The organism is Methylobacterium sp. GC_Met_2, assembly GCF_026540795.1.
Lineage (GTDB): Bacteria > Pseudomonadota > Alphaproteobacteria > Rhizobiales > Beijerinckiaceae > Methylobacterium.
This window is the reverse complement of record NZ_JALNUM010000029.1, coordinates 1-13,503: the sequence shown is the minus strand read 5'-3', so window position 1 is coordinate 13,503 and position 13,503 is coordinate 1. Positions and strand designations below refer to the sequence as shown.

The 13,503-nt window shown below is 67.3% G+C and carries 11 protein-coding genes; 3 read left to right on the top strand and 8 right to left on the bottom strand.

Going from position 1 to position 13,503, the window contains the following annotated elements; all coding sequences use genetic code 11:
• Window positions 1-74: 74 nt before the first annotated feature.
• On the top strand, window positions 75-728 hold the full coding sequence (locus tag OXS49_RS12545; RefSeq protein ID WP_244007158.1) for a GntR family transcriptional regulator: 654 nt from the start codon (window positions 75-77) through the stop codon (window positions 726-728).
• 151 nt (window positions 729-879) lie between these two features.
• Here OXS49_RS12545 and OXS49_RS12540 read toward each other — a convergent pair whose 3' ends face one another.
• The 8 genes from OXS49_RS12540 to OXS49_RS12505 all read right to left on the bottom strand — a co-directional run bounded on the left by OXS49_RS12540 (window position 880) and on the right by OXS49_RS12505 (window position 10,591).
• Window positions 880-2,187 carry an MFS transporter gene (locus OXS49_RS12540; protein WP_267424496.1) on the bottom strand — a complete coding sequence of 436 codons (1,308 nt, stop codon included), beginning with the start codon at window positions 2,185-2,187 and terminating at the stop codon, window positions 880-882.
• 24 nt (window positions 2,188-2,211) lie between these two features.
• Window positions 2,212-3,594 carry a 2-hydroxycarboxylate transporter family protein gene (locus OXS49_RS12535; protein WP_267424495.1) on the bottom strand — a complete coding sequence of 461 codons (1,383 nt, stop codon included), beginning with the start codon at window positions 3,592-3,594 and terminating at the stop codon, window positions 2,212-2,214.
• Between the two features lie 360 nt (window positions 3,595-3,954).
• Window positions 3,955-5,586 carry a porin gene (locus OXS49_RS12530; protein WP_267424494.1) on the bottom strand — a complete coding sequence of 544 codons (1,632 nt, stop codon included), beginning with the start codon at window positions 5,584-5,586 and terminating at the stop codon, window positions 3,955-3,957.
• Window positions 5,587-6,528: 942 nt separating this feature from the next.
• Window positions 6,529-8,163, bottom strand: a complete 1,635-nt coding sequence (locus tag OXS49_RS12525) for a porin (RefSeq protein ID WP_267424493.1) — start codon at window positions 8,161-8,163, stop codon at window positions 6,529-6,531.
• 406 nt (window positions 8,164-8,569) lie between these two features.
• Entirely contained in the window at window positions 8,570-9,259 is a 690-nt protein-coding gene (locus OXS49_RS12520; protein ID WP_267424492.1) for a metal ABC transporter permease, read from the bottom strand.
• A gap of 66 nt (window positions 9,260-9,325) precedes the next feature.
• A complete protein-coding gene (locus OXS49_RS12515) occupies window positions 9,326-9,712 on the bottom strand; it encodes a LysR family transcriptional regulator (protein ID WP_244001660.1) in 387 nt (128 codons plus the stop codon).
• Window positions 9,713-9,762: 50 nt separating this feature from the next.
• The gene (locus tag OXS49_RS12510; protein WP_267424491.1) at window positions 9,763-10,359 is read right to left on the bottom strand and encodes a HupE/UreJ family protein; all 597 of its coding nucleotides are present in this window, start codon (window positions 10,357-10,359) and stop codon (window positions 9,763-9,765) included.
• A 76-nt stretch (window positions 10,360-10,435) separates the two neighbouring features.
• On the bottom strand, window positions 10,436-10,591 hold the full coding sequence (locus OXS49_RS12505) for a hypothetical protein (protein WP_267424490.1): 156 nt from the start codon (window positions 10,589-10,591) through the stop codon (window positions 10,436-10,438).
• Window positions 10,592-10,978: 387 nt separating this feature from the next.
• Between OXS49_RS12505 and OXS49_RS12500 the strand changes: the two genes are divergently transcribed.
• Both OXS49_RS12500 and OXS49_RS12495 read left to right on the top strand, forming a co-directional pair.
• The gene (locus tag OXS49_RS12500) at window positions 10,979-12,466 is read left to right on the top strand and encodes an ABC transporter substrate-binding protein (RefSeq protein WP_267424489.1); all 1,488 of its coding nucleotides are present in this window, start codon (window positions 10,979-10,981) and stop codon (window positions 12,464-12,466) included.
• Entirely contained in the window at window positions 12,466-13,410 is a 945-nt protein-coding gene (locus OXS49_RS12495; protein WP_244001652.1) for an ABC transporter permease, read from the top strand. Before OXS49_RS12500 ends, OXS49_RS12495 begins: the two co-directional genes overlap by 1 nt.
• The last annotated feature ends 93 nt before the right edge of the window (window positions 13,411-13,503 follow it).

The following is a 13,503-nucleotide window of genomic DNA, read 5'->3' as shown; positions in this document are numbered from 1 at the left end:
CTTGTATGCAATCTGTCGCAAGCGTTCCGGCGGCCGGTCTTTCAGGGTAAGGCCGAGCCGGAGGAGAGCCGCGGATGAAGGCGAGCGAGACGGAGCGGCTCAGCGGTGCCGGCGCCTATGAGCGCCTGCTGCGGGCGATCGAGGAGGGCGAGCTCGCGCCGGGCAGCCGCCTGCGCGAAGCCGAACTGGCGGAGCGCTTCCAGATCAGCCGGACGCCGGTGCGCGAGGCGTTGGGGCGGCTGGAGGCGCAGGGGCTCGTGGCCCACGAGCCGCACCGGGGTGCCAGCGTGGCGCAGCTCGATTATGGGCAGGTCAGCGAACTCTACGACATGCGCGAGGTGCTGGAAGGGACGGCAGCCCGCCTCGCGGCGATCCACGCCAGCGCGGTCGAGACCGAGATTTTGGAGGAGATGGTCGCCCGGGACCAGGCTTTGCTCGGTGACGCGCCGGCGCTCGCCCGGACCAACCGCCTGTTCCATCGGCAGATCCACGGGGCGGCGCGCAACCGCTTCCTGCAGGGCACCCTGGAGACGATGCGCCTGTCGCTGGTGCTGCTGCCGGGCGCCACCACCCTGGCGGCCCCCGACCGCGCCGCGGATTCACTCGCCGAGCACGCCGCGATCGTGGCGGCGATCCGCGCTCATGACGGCGACGCCGCGGAGGCTGCGGCGCGCGCCCATATCCGGGCTGCCTTCAAGGCCCGGATCCGGATCTGGCAGGAGAGCTGAGCAGCGTCGTGGTTTCGAAAGGTCGAGACCTTTCGCGGGTCCAGGGCAGAGCCCTGATGAACGTCTCAGGGCGAGATATCTCAGGATTTTGCCTAAGACCCCGCCAAAGGGAACGCCCTTTGGAAATCCAGATGTCGGGTCGAACGGGCGCTCAGGCGCGGGCGGGGATACGCTCCACCTGTGATTGCCCACGGAACAGGCTGAGCGTCGCGACGATCCCGCAGGCAGCGGCCGCCATCAGCCAGTAGCTCGGCGAGGCCCGGTCGCCGGTCTTCTCGATCAGGAAGGTCGAGACCATCGGGGTGGCGGTGCCGAACAGAGCGGTGGCGAGGCTGTAGGCCAGCGAGAAGCCGCTCGCCCGGACATGGGCCGGCACCACCTCGGAGAGCGAGACCACCATCGCGCCGTTGTAGACGCCGAAGAAGAACGAGAACCACAATTCGACCGCGAGCATCTTGCCGAAGGTCGGGTCCGCCACCAGCCAGTGCAGGGCCGGGTAGGTGGTCAGCAGCGACAGGGTCGAGATCGTCAGCAGTACCGGCTTGCGGCCGATCGCGTCGGAGAGCGCACCGCCCACCGGCAGCCAGATGAAGTTGGTGATCGCCACGCACAGCGTCACGATCAGGCTGTCGGTCTCGGTGAGCTTGAGGACAGTCTTGCCGAAGGTCGGGGTGTAGACGGTGATCATGTAGAAGGTCACCGTCGTCATCGTGCTCAGCATCATGCCGAGGAGCACGATCCGCCAGTTGGCCGCGACCGTGGCCAGGATCTCGCGGGTGCCGGGGTGATGGGTGCGCTTGGCGAAGGCCTGCGTCTCCTGCAGCGAGCGCCGGATGAAGAAGATGAACGGCACGATCAGGCAGCCGATGAAGAACGGGATCCGCCAGCCGAAATCGCCGATCTGCTGCTTGGTCAGGACGGCGTTCAGCCCGTAGCCGATCAGCGCGGCGAACATGATCGCCACCTGCTGGCTCGCCGACTGGAACGCGGTGTAGAAGCCCCGTCGCTGCGGCGTGGCGATCTCGAACAGGTAGATCGAGACGCCGCCGATCTCGACGCCCGCCGAGAACCCCTGGAGCAGCCGGCCGACCAGCACGATCAGGGGCGCCGCGACGCCGATCGTGTCGTAGCTGGGGCAGAAGGCGATGAGCACCGTGCCGCTGGCCATGATGGCCAGGGTGATGATCAATCCCTTCCGGCGGCCGATGCGGTCGATATAGGCGCCCAGCACGATCGCCCCCAGCGGGCGCATCAATGCGCCGAGCCAGAACGTGCCGAAGGTCAGCATCAGCTCGGTGGTCTCGTTGCCCGAGGGGAAGAACGCCCGCGAGATGTAGCTGGCGTAGAACCCGAACAGGAAGAAGTCGAACATTTCCAGGAAGTTGCCGCTCGTCGAGCGGAGGATCGCGCCGATCCTGGACTTGAGGGTCGCCTCGACGGCGCCTGGATCACCGGCCATGGTCTACGCTCCCTATGAGGCCGGTCAGACCCCGATCCACTTCATCGCGATGATCGTGCCCGTCACGGTGAGCGCGCCGCCGATGCGGGTCGCGATCTGCGCGAAGGGCATCAGCGCCATCCGGTTCGCCGCCGTGAGGATCGCGACATCGCCGGTACCGCCCTGGCCGCTGTGGCAGGCGTTCACGATGGCGGTCTCGATCGGGTACATCCCGAGCCAGCGCCCGACGAAGAAGCCCGTCACCATCAGCGTCGCCACGGTCGACACGATGGTGATCAGGTTCACCAGCGTGAACGCGGCCATCAGCTCGTGCCAGGGGGTGAGCGCCACGCCGATGGCGAAGAGCAGCGGGTAGGTCATCGAGACCTGCACGAACTTGTAGACTACGAAGCCGCCGGCCTGGAGATGGGGCGACACCGCGCTGGCAAGCTTGGCGAACACCGCCAGGAACAGCATCGCCACGGGCGCCGGCAGGCCGACCAGGTGGTGGGCCATGACGCCGAGCAGGTAGAGCGTGATGGCGGTCAGCCCCGCCGCGCCGATCGTGGCGGGATCGATCTGGCCCCGCGCCGCCTCGGACTTGGCCTGCGCGTCGCTGGACTTGAGGCCGTCCGAATCCGGCTGGAGCCGTCCCTCGCCGGTGAGGTGGGGGTAGCGCTTGCCCACCGAGTTCAGGGTACCCGCGAAGATGATCGCGGTGAGCGACCCCAGCATCACCGGCGGCAGGACCTGGGCGAAGATCACGCCCTGCTGCTGGCCGAGGATCGCCGCGTAGCCGATCGAGAGCGGGATCGCGCCCTCGCCGACGCCCCCGGCCATGATCGGCACCACGATGAAGAAGAAGGTCTTGTAGGGGCCGAGGCCGAGCAGCGTGCCGACCAGCGTCCCCACGATGGCCGCCGCCACCGAACCGGTCGCCAGCGGCGCGAAGATCTTGAGGAAGCCCTTGATCAGGACCTCGCGGTCCATGCCCAGGATCGAGCCGACGATGATCGTGGCGATGTAGATGTAGAGGAAGTTGGTGAACTTGGTGAAGTCTGTGATCGCCTTCACCATCTGCGGTGGGACGAGCGCGTAGTAGACGAGCGCCGAGGGGATGAAGGTCGCGAAGATTGCGCCCGCGCCGATGTTCCGGAGGATCGGGATGCGCTTGCCGATTTCCGCGCAGGTGAAGCCGCCCATCACCAGCACGGCGATCATGGTCGGCCCATCGGGCTTGATCTCGCCCTCCTGGACCAGGATGACGATCAGCGCCGCCAGGATGACGTAGACCGGCAGCGGTATGATGCCGATCTTGGTGTCGACGAGGCGCCACCAGCGATCCGGCCAGAACCGGGCCGCGCGCCTGTCCTCGACGCGTGTCTCGACCGCTGACGGGATCGGCCTTGGCGAGGCGGTGCTGGTCATGGACGTCCCCCCGGATGCCTCTCGGCGCGTCGGCAAGTCATAGCCTCCGCGCATGATTTCGCGCCGGCCGATGACCGTCGCGTCACGTCACGACCCGCACAGCCGGCGGAAATAAAGTGACATTCGGCGTATCAGCGCGGACGGAGGGCGGCAACGCGCTGCCGGGAACAAAGCGCCCGACCTGTTCCGCGGGTGGGGATTAAGGGCGCACGCACCACGCGGGCGACACAAGCCGCCGGGTTCTTCACGGCACGCGGACGCTCACCCGAGCGAGACCCGTGTCCACGAAGAAAGGCCCGGCGCAGAGCCGGGCCCGATTGTCGTTGGCGTCGGCGGGAGTTCCCCCGCCATTGCAGGGGATCAGAAGTCGCGCTGGACGCGCAGGCGAACCGAGGGGACGGAGTCCTGGGTCACCGTCCGCGGCACGAACGTTCCGGCGTTGATCCCGGCGACGTTGCTGTAGGCCGTCGGGCTCTTGTCCTTGTCGATCACCCGACCGTTCTTGACGCCGATCTGCGTGTAGTAGCCCTCGACGCCGATATCGAGATCCTTGACGGGCGACCAGATCAGGCTCGCGCCGGCGACGATCTGATAGGTGTTCCGCAGCGCCTCGCTCAGGTTGTAGAACCGCGTACCAGGGGCGCCGACCGCAAGCGAGCCGCCGATATTGGCCAGGGACGAGGCCACACCCTGGGCGGCGCGGGCGCTCTGCGAGAAGCTCTGCTCGCCGTAGCTGGAGAACACGGCCGAACGCCATTCCGGCGTCCAGTAGTGCAGGTAGGACCCGACCACCGTGAAGCTCTGCGAGGTCTGCAATTGCCCGGTGAATGGGTTGATCGTCGCGTCGGAGAAGAACTGGTTGAACTTCTGGCCCTGAAGGGTGGCCGTGGTCTGCGTGTATGAGCCGGTGAACGCGGAGTAACCGGTATAGAGCTGCGCGCCCTCGCCATAGGCACCCTGCAGATACAGAGCGTCGCCCGGCGCGATGAACGGTGCGTTGACCTTCAGGCCACCCTGAACAGCCCACCCCTGGGTGTTCCGGGCATGCGCAATCGGAGCGATCGGCTGACCCGACGCCTGACTCTCGTTGCCGACGTTGAGTTCGTGGGTCGCGGCGGAGAGCTGGGCCGAACCCCAGGCCTGATCAAGGCGTAGCGCACCGACGAAGTCGGGGAGGCGCGTCCGCTGGATGGTGTCGACGTAGCCGTAGCCGGTCGGGAGGCCGCGGGTGTTGTAGGTGATGAAGACCGGCGTCGGCTGGTTGGTGACCGCCAGGACCGCCACACCGCCGATCCCGCCATTCGTGGTGACGCCGACACTGTAGGGCGAGAAGATCGGGGTGCGGCGGTAGATCGGGTCTTCGACCGACAGCGTCGCCGACAGGCCGTTTCCAAAGGCGGCCGTGTAGGCCAGCAGGTTCGTGGAGGCGACATCCGATCCCGCGGAAGCGCCGGCGAACTCGAAATCATGCGCGTAGAAATCGAAGAACGAGGAGGCGCGACCGGCGGTCAGACCCGCGAACTGGATGAACGCCTTGTCGACATTCACGAACTGCGAGTCGCGGCCGAAGCTGTCGTTGCCGAGGCCGGGATAAGCTTGGCCGATGCGCTGCTGGGTGCCGGACTGACCGACGCCGGAATAGCCGGTGCGTGCGCCGGCATCGAGGCGGGTGAAGGCGCGCAGCGTACCGTAGGCGGTCTGGGTGCGGGCATCGAGGTTGATGCGCATCCGGCCCTGGTAGCCCGACGTGTCGCCGTTGCCGGTCCCGCGCGAGTTGCTGGTCATGTACCCGCCCTCGAACCGGGCGCGGCCCGAGATGCGCAGGCAGGTGTCAGTACCGGGAATGTAGAAGAAGCCGGCACCGTAGGCGGTGCAGACGCGGACGTACTCGATCGGCACCGCCTTCTTGACCGGAAGATCGGCGGCGTGCGCGGCACCCACCGCCGCGAACGCGGCGGCAGAACCGAGCAACGAGCTCTTCAAGAGCTTCATAGATATCTCCAAGGCTTCGAGACCCGATATCGCTATCCACGCAGTCTATCACTGCGCTAACAGCTTATTTTTTGCACAACTCGCCTCTTGAGGGCGAAGCCGTTCGGGATCTCGAGGTCGAGATGCACCGATGCGTGAGCACATTGTGCAAACGAGGCCGCATCCGCAACTTTGATCGAAGATAAACAATAGTGTCGGTGGGGAGCGTTGCATGCTTGCCACAAAATTAAGACTTATATTAAAACGCGGCAAATTTCTGCTTTAGCGATTTCTGATAATATCCAATGACGTACTATTTTATCTGTCTTTGTTAGAACGGCGGAGGAGTAATTGAGGTGGCAATTGTTGTGTCGCAGTTTACGGTGCGCCCGAACCGTGACGCTGCGGTCGTGGCGCCGCCGATCCGCACCCTATGCGGGCATCGCCCACCGCTACGCACAACCGAATTGGAAAAGGTGTCGCCACCGCGGATCCACTGCGGACTGCGTAGCGACTCTGATTCTCGGCCGGATCGCGGCGCGACCGCGCTTTGCGTCAGAAATGCTCGGATCGGGCGCCTGGGCGGCCACCCCTTGGAACCACGGCTCGGCTCACCTTGCGCCGAGGGGCAAACGCCACCGGGCCGCCAAAGCGGCCGGCCTGGGCGAGGAATCCGACAGGCATCATCGAGGATGGCTGCCCCGCGCCGCGCCAGTCCGCGCACACACGGAAAGTCCGGGTCGCAACGCCAGCGCCCAGCAGCGGCGGGGATTTGCGCCGCGCAGGCCGGGTCCCGCGCACGGCGCCACGGGCCGCAAGGCGGCGCGGATGCGCTCTGCCTGACCTTCGGTAGGCACGGGATCGTCGAACCGCCCGGCGCAACAAAAAAGGCCCGGCCGAAGCCGAGCCTTGAGCTGTGATGGATGAGGCAAGCGGCCGGGGCGGAAGCCCCGGCGCCTGGGATCAGAAGTCGCGCTGGACGCGGAAGCGGACCTGCGAGACCGAGTCCTGCGTGGCGGTACGGACCGCGAAGGTGCCGTTGTTGATGCCGGCGATGTTGGCGTAGGCGGTCGGGCTCTTGTCGAGGTCGATTGCCCGGCCGTTCTTCAGGCCGATCTGAGTGTAGAACGCCTCGACGCCGATATCGAGATCCTTGACCGGCGACCAGATGATGCTGCCACCCGCCACGAACTGGTAGGTGTCGCGCAGCGCCTGGCTCAGCTGGTAGAACCGGGTGCCGGGCGTGCCGACGGCGTTGGCGCCGAACGGGTTGCTGCCGGCCAAGCCGCTCACGAGGTTGTAGATCGCGCCCTGGGCGAGGCGCGCGCCCTGCGAGAAGCTCTGCTCGCCGTAGGAGCCGAAGAAGGCCGAGCGCCATTCCGGCGTCCAGTAGTGCAGGTACGACGCGACCGCCGTGAAGCTCTGCGAGGTCTGCAGCTGGCCGGTGAACGGGTTGATGGTCGCGTCCGAGAAGTACTGGGCGAACTTCTGACCCTGGATGGTCGTGGTGCTCTGGGTGTACGAGCCGGTGTAGGCGGAGTAGCCGGTGTAGAGCTGCGCGCCGTCGCCGTAGGCACCCTGCAGGTACAGGGCGTCGCCCGGGGCGATGAACGGCGTGTTGATCTTCAGGCCGCCCTGCACCGCCCAAGCCTGAACGTTGCTCGTATGGGCCGGGACGACGATCGGACCGGTGCCGGTGCTGGCGGCGGTGGAGAGGTTGCCGACGTTCAGCTCGTGGGTGGCGGCCGAGAGCTGAGCCGAGCCCCAGGCCTGATCGAGGCGCACGACGCCGACGAAGTCGGGCAGGCGCGAGCGCTCGATGCTGTCGACGTTGCCATACCGGCCCGGGCCGACGAAGACCGGGGTCGGCTGGTTGGTCACACCGAAGTTCGAAACGGCGCCGGTGTTGACCGTCGCGGAGATGTTGGTCGGCGAGAAGATCGGGGTGCGGCGGAAGACCGGGTCTTCGATCGAGATCGTGGCCGACAGGCCGTTGCCGACCGTGGCGGTATAAGCCAGCAGGTTGGTCGAGAACACGTCCGAACCGGCCGTCGCGCCGGCGAACTCGAAATCGTGGGCGTAGAAGTCGAAGAACGAAGAGGCGCGACCGGCGGTGAGCCCGGCGAACTGGATGAACGCCTTGTCGACGTTCATGTACTGCTGGTCGCGGCCGAAGCTGTCGGTGCCGATGCCGGCATAGGCCTGGCCGATACGCTGCTGGGTGCCGGAGGTGCCGACGCCGGAGTAACCGGTACGGGCACCGGCATCGAGGCGCACGAAGGCGCGCAGGGTGCCGTAGGCGGTCTGGGTGCGGGCATCGAGGTTGATGCGCATCCGGCCCTGGTAGCCCGACGTGTCGCCGACGCCGTTCTGGCGCGAGTAGCTGGTCTGGTATCCGCCCTCGAACCGGGCACGGCCCGAGACGCGCAGGCAGGTATCGGTGCCGGGGATGTAGAAGAAGCCGGCGCCGTAGGCGGTGCAGACGCGGACGTATTCGATCGGCACGGCCTTCTTGACCGGCAGATCGGCGGCGTGCGCGGCGCCTACCGCCGCGAACGCAGCAGCCGACCCGAGCAACGAGCCCTTCAAGAGCTTCATCGATATCTCCAAAGCTTCGAGACCCAATAATGCGGACGTGCCCGGTTGACCGGATCTAGCCGCACGTTTTGTAGATTTGGCCTGCGTCTTGGGCGGCAGGCTCTTGCGGGCTCTCGCTTGGCGATGCCCCCGTGCACACTCACCATGTGCGAACGGGTTACGGGCGGCAACGTGGATTCTCGCTTATGGCCCCGGTTCCGACTGCATGTTGCCTGCTGGCAACAATTTCGGAGCGCATTGGCCACTAACCGGCGTCCGGAGCCCGGTTTCGCGCGAATTTTTAGAGCGTCTTTGGACTCGAATAGCCCGGCGCCCGTATTCGCGCGCCGGACGAATCGCGCACAGGGCCTCCTGCAGCCGTGGTTGCTGCTGGCCCTGCGCGCGACAGCCGCGTTACATTGCCGGCTTACATGGGCGGGGTCAGGCCGTCCTTGCCGACGGCGACCCGGCGGGCCGTCAGATGGCCGTCGTCTTCGCGCGCGACGAGCACGAAGGCCCGCGCACCCGGTGTGAGGGCCGAGGCGTCGGCCGGCGCGAAGCTGACGACGGGCGCCTGCGGCGGCACCAGGATCTGGAGGGACTGGCCCTTGCCATAATCCACCGTCAGCGTCCGCTCGGCTCCGCCGCCGCTCGCCGTCACGGTACCGTTGGTCATCGCGCTCTTCACCCGGGGGGCGTCGGGCGCGGTCGAACGCGCGTCGGCCTTCACGGTGCCGTTGGTCATCGCACTCTTCACCCGGGCGCCGCCGGCCGTGTGGTCCGCGATCATGTCCCAGTCGTAATGCCCCTCGCCGGTGCCGCGCATCGCCTCGGGGAACAGAACGACTTCCAGTGCCACCGGGGGCTGGCCCTTGGTGGCCGTGCCGATGAACACGCCGTCCTTGATCTGATCGAGGCTCGCCGGGATGACCCACGAGACCTTCGCGTCCGCCGGCAGCGCGACCACCTCGGACTTGCCGTCGACGGTCTTCAGCGTGAAGCCACCCTGCTCGACCGCCTCGACCGTTCCCCGCAGGCGTTCCACCTTCGGGGCCGCCTGCGCCCCCGTTGTGACAGCCAGAAGGCTCATGAGGGCGAGCGTCGTGAACTTAGCCATGTAGGGTCCTCTTGTTGCCGCCGGGATTGTCGCGACCGGCAGCACGTGGGGCAGCGTGCGGTGCATTCAGCCCCTGGAGGCCTGTGACACGCACGCTCGCTTATCGCGCTTACGCCCGGGCCGGTTACATGCCCCCGCCTGCCCCAGCCGGTTCAAGTACGGAGCGGCCGCCGCTTCAGCAGCCGTTTCGACAGCCCGGTACCGGGCCACGACATCGGCTCCGAAGTCCGAGAGGCGTGCACCGCCTCCGGCCCGTCCGCCGGTCTGCGCCTCGACCGCCGGGCGGCCGAAACCGGTGTTCATCGCCTCGACCAGCAGCCATGCCCGTCGATGCGACATGCCCAGGGCACGGCCGGCGCCGGCACTGGACCCGTGCTCGGCGATCAGTTCGAGCAACCGAACTTTGCCGGGACCAAGCCGGTGCCCGGGTCCCAGATCGATACGGATGCTCAAGCGCGGCCCTGCATCGGGCTTGCGCGCCGGGGACGGGTCGGCCGTCTCGGTCAGGCGGGCAGCACCAGCAGGGCGAGGCCCGCCATCGCGACGCCGGCCCCGAGGACCGGCGCGGCCCGGGTTGCACCCAAGCGGGCACCGGCCACGCCAAGGCCGATCCCGGCCGCATGGAGGAGCGCGGTCGCCGCCAGGAAGCCGAAACCGAACGACAGGCCGGAGGCCGTCTCCGGCATCTCGGCCCCGTGTGTATAGCCGTGGAACACCGCGAACACCCCGACCAGGGCGGCGAGCACGGCCACCGGCGCCCGCAGGCCGACCATGGCGGCGAGGCCAAAGACCACGATGGACAGCGCGATCCCGGTCTCGGCGTAAGGCAGTGCGATCCCCGCCATGCCGAGCCCCGCCCCCGCGCTCATCAGCGCCAGGAAGGACAGGGGCAGCGCCCACAAGGCGCGCCCGCGCCGGAGGGCCGCCAGCAGGCCGACCGCGACCATCGCCAGCACGTGATCGGCCCCCATCAGCGGATGCAGGAACCCCGCCTCCGCACCGGTGGCGGCGCCATGACCCGGATGGGCGAGCGCCGCCTGCGGTAGCACCGCAAGAACGGCCGGGAGGGCGGCGAGGGATGCAGAAAGTTGACGCTTCATAGGATGTCCTTCGCTGATCCTGAATAATGTAGCGCCCATCCGCCGCCGCTGCGAGGGCCGCGGGCGTGTCCATGATCTATAAGGTCATCGCCTCATGGACGGCGTTGCACTCGAACGGCGCCATGATGATGGGCCCCACTTCGTGGATGAGGTGCCGCATCATCCGGGCCACCGTCTGGTCGACCCAGGTTGCTGCGCCGCGTTCCAGCGTCCGATCGATCAGCACTGCCACGCCGGACGGCGAGATGTTGAAACAAGCCCCGAAACGGCATGGCCGTCCTCCGGCGTCACCGCGGCGATCGTCGGCTTCGTGACGATACGGGGGTGGACCCGAACCGTCTCGGGGCGGGGATCCTGCGCCCGAGCCGGCGTGACGATCGGGCGCGCGAGGCCGGTCAGGGCAGCCAGTCACCGCGGAGCCGGATATCGAAACAGCCGCAGCGCGACACGTCGCTGAAGCCGTTTTGATGGTTTGAATAAAAGATGCAGCTTGATCGTCTGGCACGGATGCTGCCTTGGGATTGTGCATGCCACGGCGGTGCGCGACATTCTTCACCGCCTCCGGATCGGCCGCGGCCGATCGCATCCCGCCACCCGCGCCAGCCTCCGGACCGATTTCATGTTGCGTCTCGCCGTCTGCCTCCTCGCCGGACTGATCGTGTCCGGCCCCGCCGCGGCGCAGACGCTCCGCTACGGCATGATGGAGGATCCGGACGCCCTCGACCCGACGCTCGCCCGCACCTTCGCGAGCCGGATGGTGTTCGCGGCGCTCTGCGACAAGCTCGTGGATATCGGGCCCGACCTGAAGCCGGTGCCGCAGCTCGCGACATCCTGGGAGCTGTCGCCCGACGAGAAGGCTCTGACTATGCACCTGCGGCCGGGCGTGCTGTTCCACGATGGCGAGAAGCTGGACGCGGCCGCGGCCAAATACTCGATCGAGCGGCATATGAAGTTGCCGGGCTCGCAGCGCCGCTCGGAGATCGCGCCGATCGACTCGGTCGATGTCGTCGATGACCTGACCTTTCGCATCAATCTGAAGCAGCCCTTCGCGCCGTTGCTCGCGCAGTTCACCGACCGCGCCGGCATGATGGTCTCGCCCAAGGCCGCCGAGCGACTCGGTGACAAGTTTGCCTCCGCGCCGGTCTGTTCGGGCCCGTACAAGTTCGTGGAGCGGGTGCCGCAGGACCGGATCGTGGTCGAGCGCTTCCCCGACTACTGGAACAAGGATGCGATCCAGATCCAGCGGATCGAGTTCCGGCCGATCCCCGACGCCACCGTGCGGCTCACCAACCTGCGCGCCGGCCAGCTCGACCTGCTGGAGCGGCTCGCCCCGACCGACGTGGCGCAGGTGAAGCGGGATGCCAAGCTCAAGCTCGACTCGACCACCGAGCTTGGCTTCCAGGAGATCCTGTTCAACCCCCACAAGGCCGGCTCGCCGGTCTCCGACCCGAAGGTGCGCGCCGCGTTCGAAGCCGCCATCGACCGCAACGCCATCAATCAGGTGGTCTACAACGGCGAGTTCCTGGCCGGGAACCAGTGGGTCAACCCGAAGAACCCGAACTACGTCGCCGAGTACCCGATCCCGAAGCGCGACGTGGCGAAGGCCAAGGCGCTGCTCGCCGAGGCCGGCAAGCCGAACCCGCAGATCACGCTCACCGTCTACGCCAACAGCGAATCGCCGCAGTTGGGCCAGGTGATCCAGGCCATGACCAAGGAGGCGGGCTTCGACGTGAAGATCCAGGCGGTTGACTTCACCACGGCGCTGGATGCCGCCGACAAGGGCAATTACGAGGCACAGCTTTATTCCTGGAGCGGTCGCTCCGACCCGGACGGGAACACGTTCAGCTTCCTCGCCTGCAATGCGGCGCTGAACTATCCCAAATACTGCAGCCCGGAGGCCGACGCGGCCCTCCAGGCCGAGCGCGGCACCATCGACCCGGCCAAGCGCAAGGCCGCCTGGAAGATGCTGGCCGATCACGTGCTGACCGACCGGCCCGGAATCTACATCCTGCACCGCAAGCTGCTCTGGGCCTACAGCCAGAAGATCTCGGGCTTCGTGCCCTACCCGGACGGGCTCGTGCGCTTCCCCGGCCTGAAGCTCAACTGATGCTGCGGTTCCTGGTCCGACGCCTCGCTCTGGCGGTCCCGACGCTGATCCTGGCCTCGATGATCATCTTCGCCCTGCAACAATTGCTGCCCGGCGATGTTGCCACGGCACTGACCGGCGAGGAGCGCGATCCGCAGGTGATCGCCTTCATCCGCGAGAAGTACCACCTCGATGAGCCGCTGCCCGTGCGCTACGCCTACTGGGCCGGCGGCGTGCTGCGGGGGGATCTCGGCGAGTCGATCCGGCTGCAGAAGCCGGTCTCCGAGCTGATCGTCGAGAAGCTGCCGGTGACGCTCGAACTCGCCTGTCTGGCGATGCTGGTGGCGCTCGCTATCGGCGTGCCGATGGGCGTGCTCTCGGCGGTCAAGCGGGGCCAAGCCGCCGACACGATCGCCAACGGCATCGCCCTGTGGGGCCTGTCGGTGCCGAATTTCTGGCTCGGGATTCTGCTGATCCTGCTGTTCTCGGTGGAACTCGGCTGGCTGCCGGCCTCCGGCTACGTCTCGCCGTTCGAGAGCCTGTCGGAAAACCTCGCCGCGATGGTGATGCCGGCCTTCGTGCTCGGCAACGCCATCGCGGCGGTGATGATGCGCCACACCCGCGCGGCGATGCTGGGCGTGCTGGGTTCCGATTACGTCCGCACGGCCCGCGCCAAGGGCGTGTCGCCGCTGCGGGTGACCCTGCGGCACGCGCTGCCCAACGCCGCGATCCCGATCATCACGCTCGGCGCTCTGGAATTCGGGCAGCTCCTGTCCGGGGCGGTGCTGACCGAGCAGGTGTTTTCCGTGCCGGGCTTCGGCAAGCTGATGGTCGATGCCGTGTTCAATCGGGATTTCGCCACCGTGCAGGGCGTCGTGATCTGCACGGCGGCCACTTACATCGCCCTCAACCTCGCCGCCGACCTGCTCTCGGCGGCCGTGAACCCGAAGCTGAGGCGGGCATGATGGCGGTGTTCGAGTGCAACGCCTCCCCTCCCCCCTCTGCGGGGGAGGGTGGCCCCTGCGTCAGCAGGGGTCGGGAGAGGGGAGCCCGGGCTC

Coding starts and splice junctions, on each gene's coding strand:
- OXS49_RS12520 (WP_267424492.1), bottom strand. CDS start 9,259: ATGGCTAAGTTCACGACGCTCGCCCTCATGAGCCTTCTGGCTGTCACA.
- OXS49_RS12525 (WP_267424493.1), bottom strand. CDS start 8,163: ATGAAGCTCTTGAAGGGCTCGTTGCTCGGGTCGGCTGCTGCGTTCGCG.
- OXS49_RS12530 (WP_267424494.1), bottom strand. CDS start 5,586: ATGAAGCTCTTGAAGAGCTCGTTGCTCGGTTCTGCCGCCGCGTTCGCG.
- OXS49_RS12510 (WP_267424491.1), bottom strand. CDS start 10,359: ATGAAGCGTCAACTTTCTGCATCCCTCGCCGCCCTCCCGGCCGTTCTT.
- OXS49_RS12535 (WP_267424495.1), bottom strand. CDS start 3,594: ATGACCAGCACCGCCTCGCCAAGGCCGATCCCGTCAGCGGTCGAGACA.
- OXS49_RS12495 (WP_244001652.1), top strand. CDS start 12,466: ATGCTGCGGTTCCTGGTCCGACGCCTCGCTCTGGCGGTCCCGACGCTG.
- OXS49_RS12545 (WP_244007158.1), top strand. CDS start 75: ATGAAGGCGAGCGAGACGGAGCGGCTCAGCGGTGCCGGCGCCTATGAG.
- OXS49_RS12500 (WP_267424489.1), top strand. CDS start 10,979: ATGTTGCGTCTCGCCGTCTGCCTCCTCGCCGGACTGATCGTGTCCGGC.
- OXS49_RS12540 (WP_267424496.1), bottom strand. CDS start 2,187: ATGGCCGGTGATCCAGGCGCCGTCGAGGCGACCCTCAAGTCCAGGATC.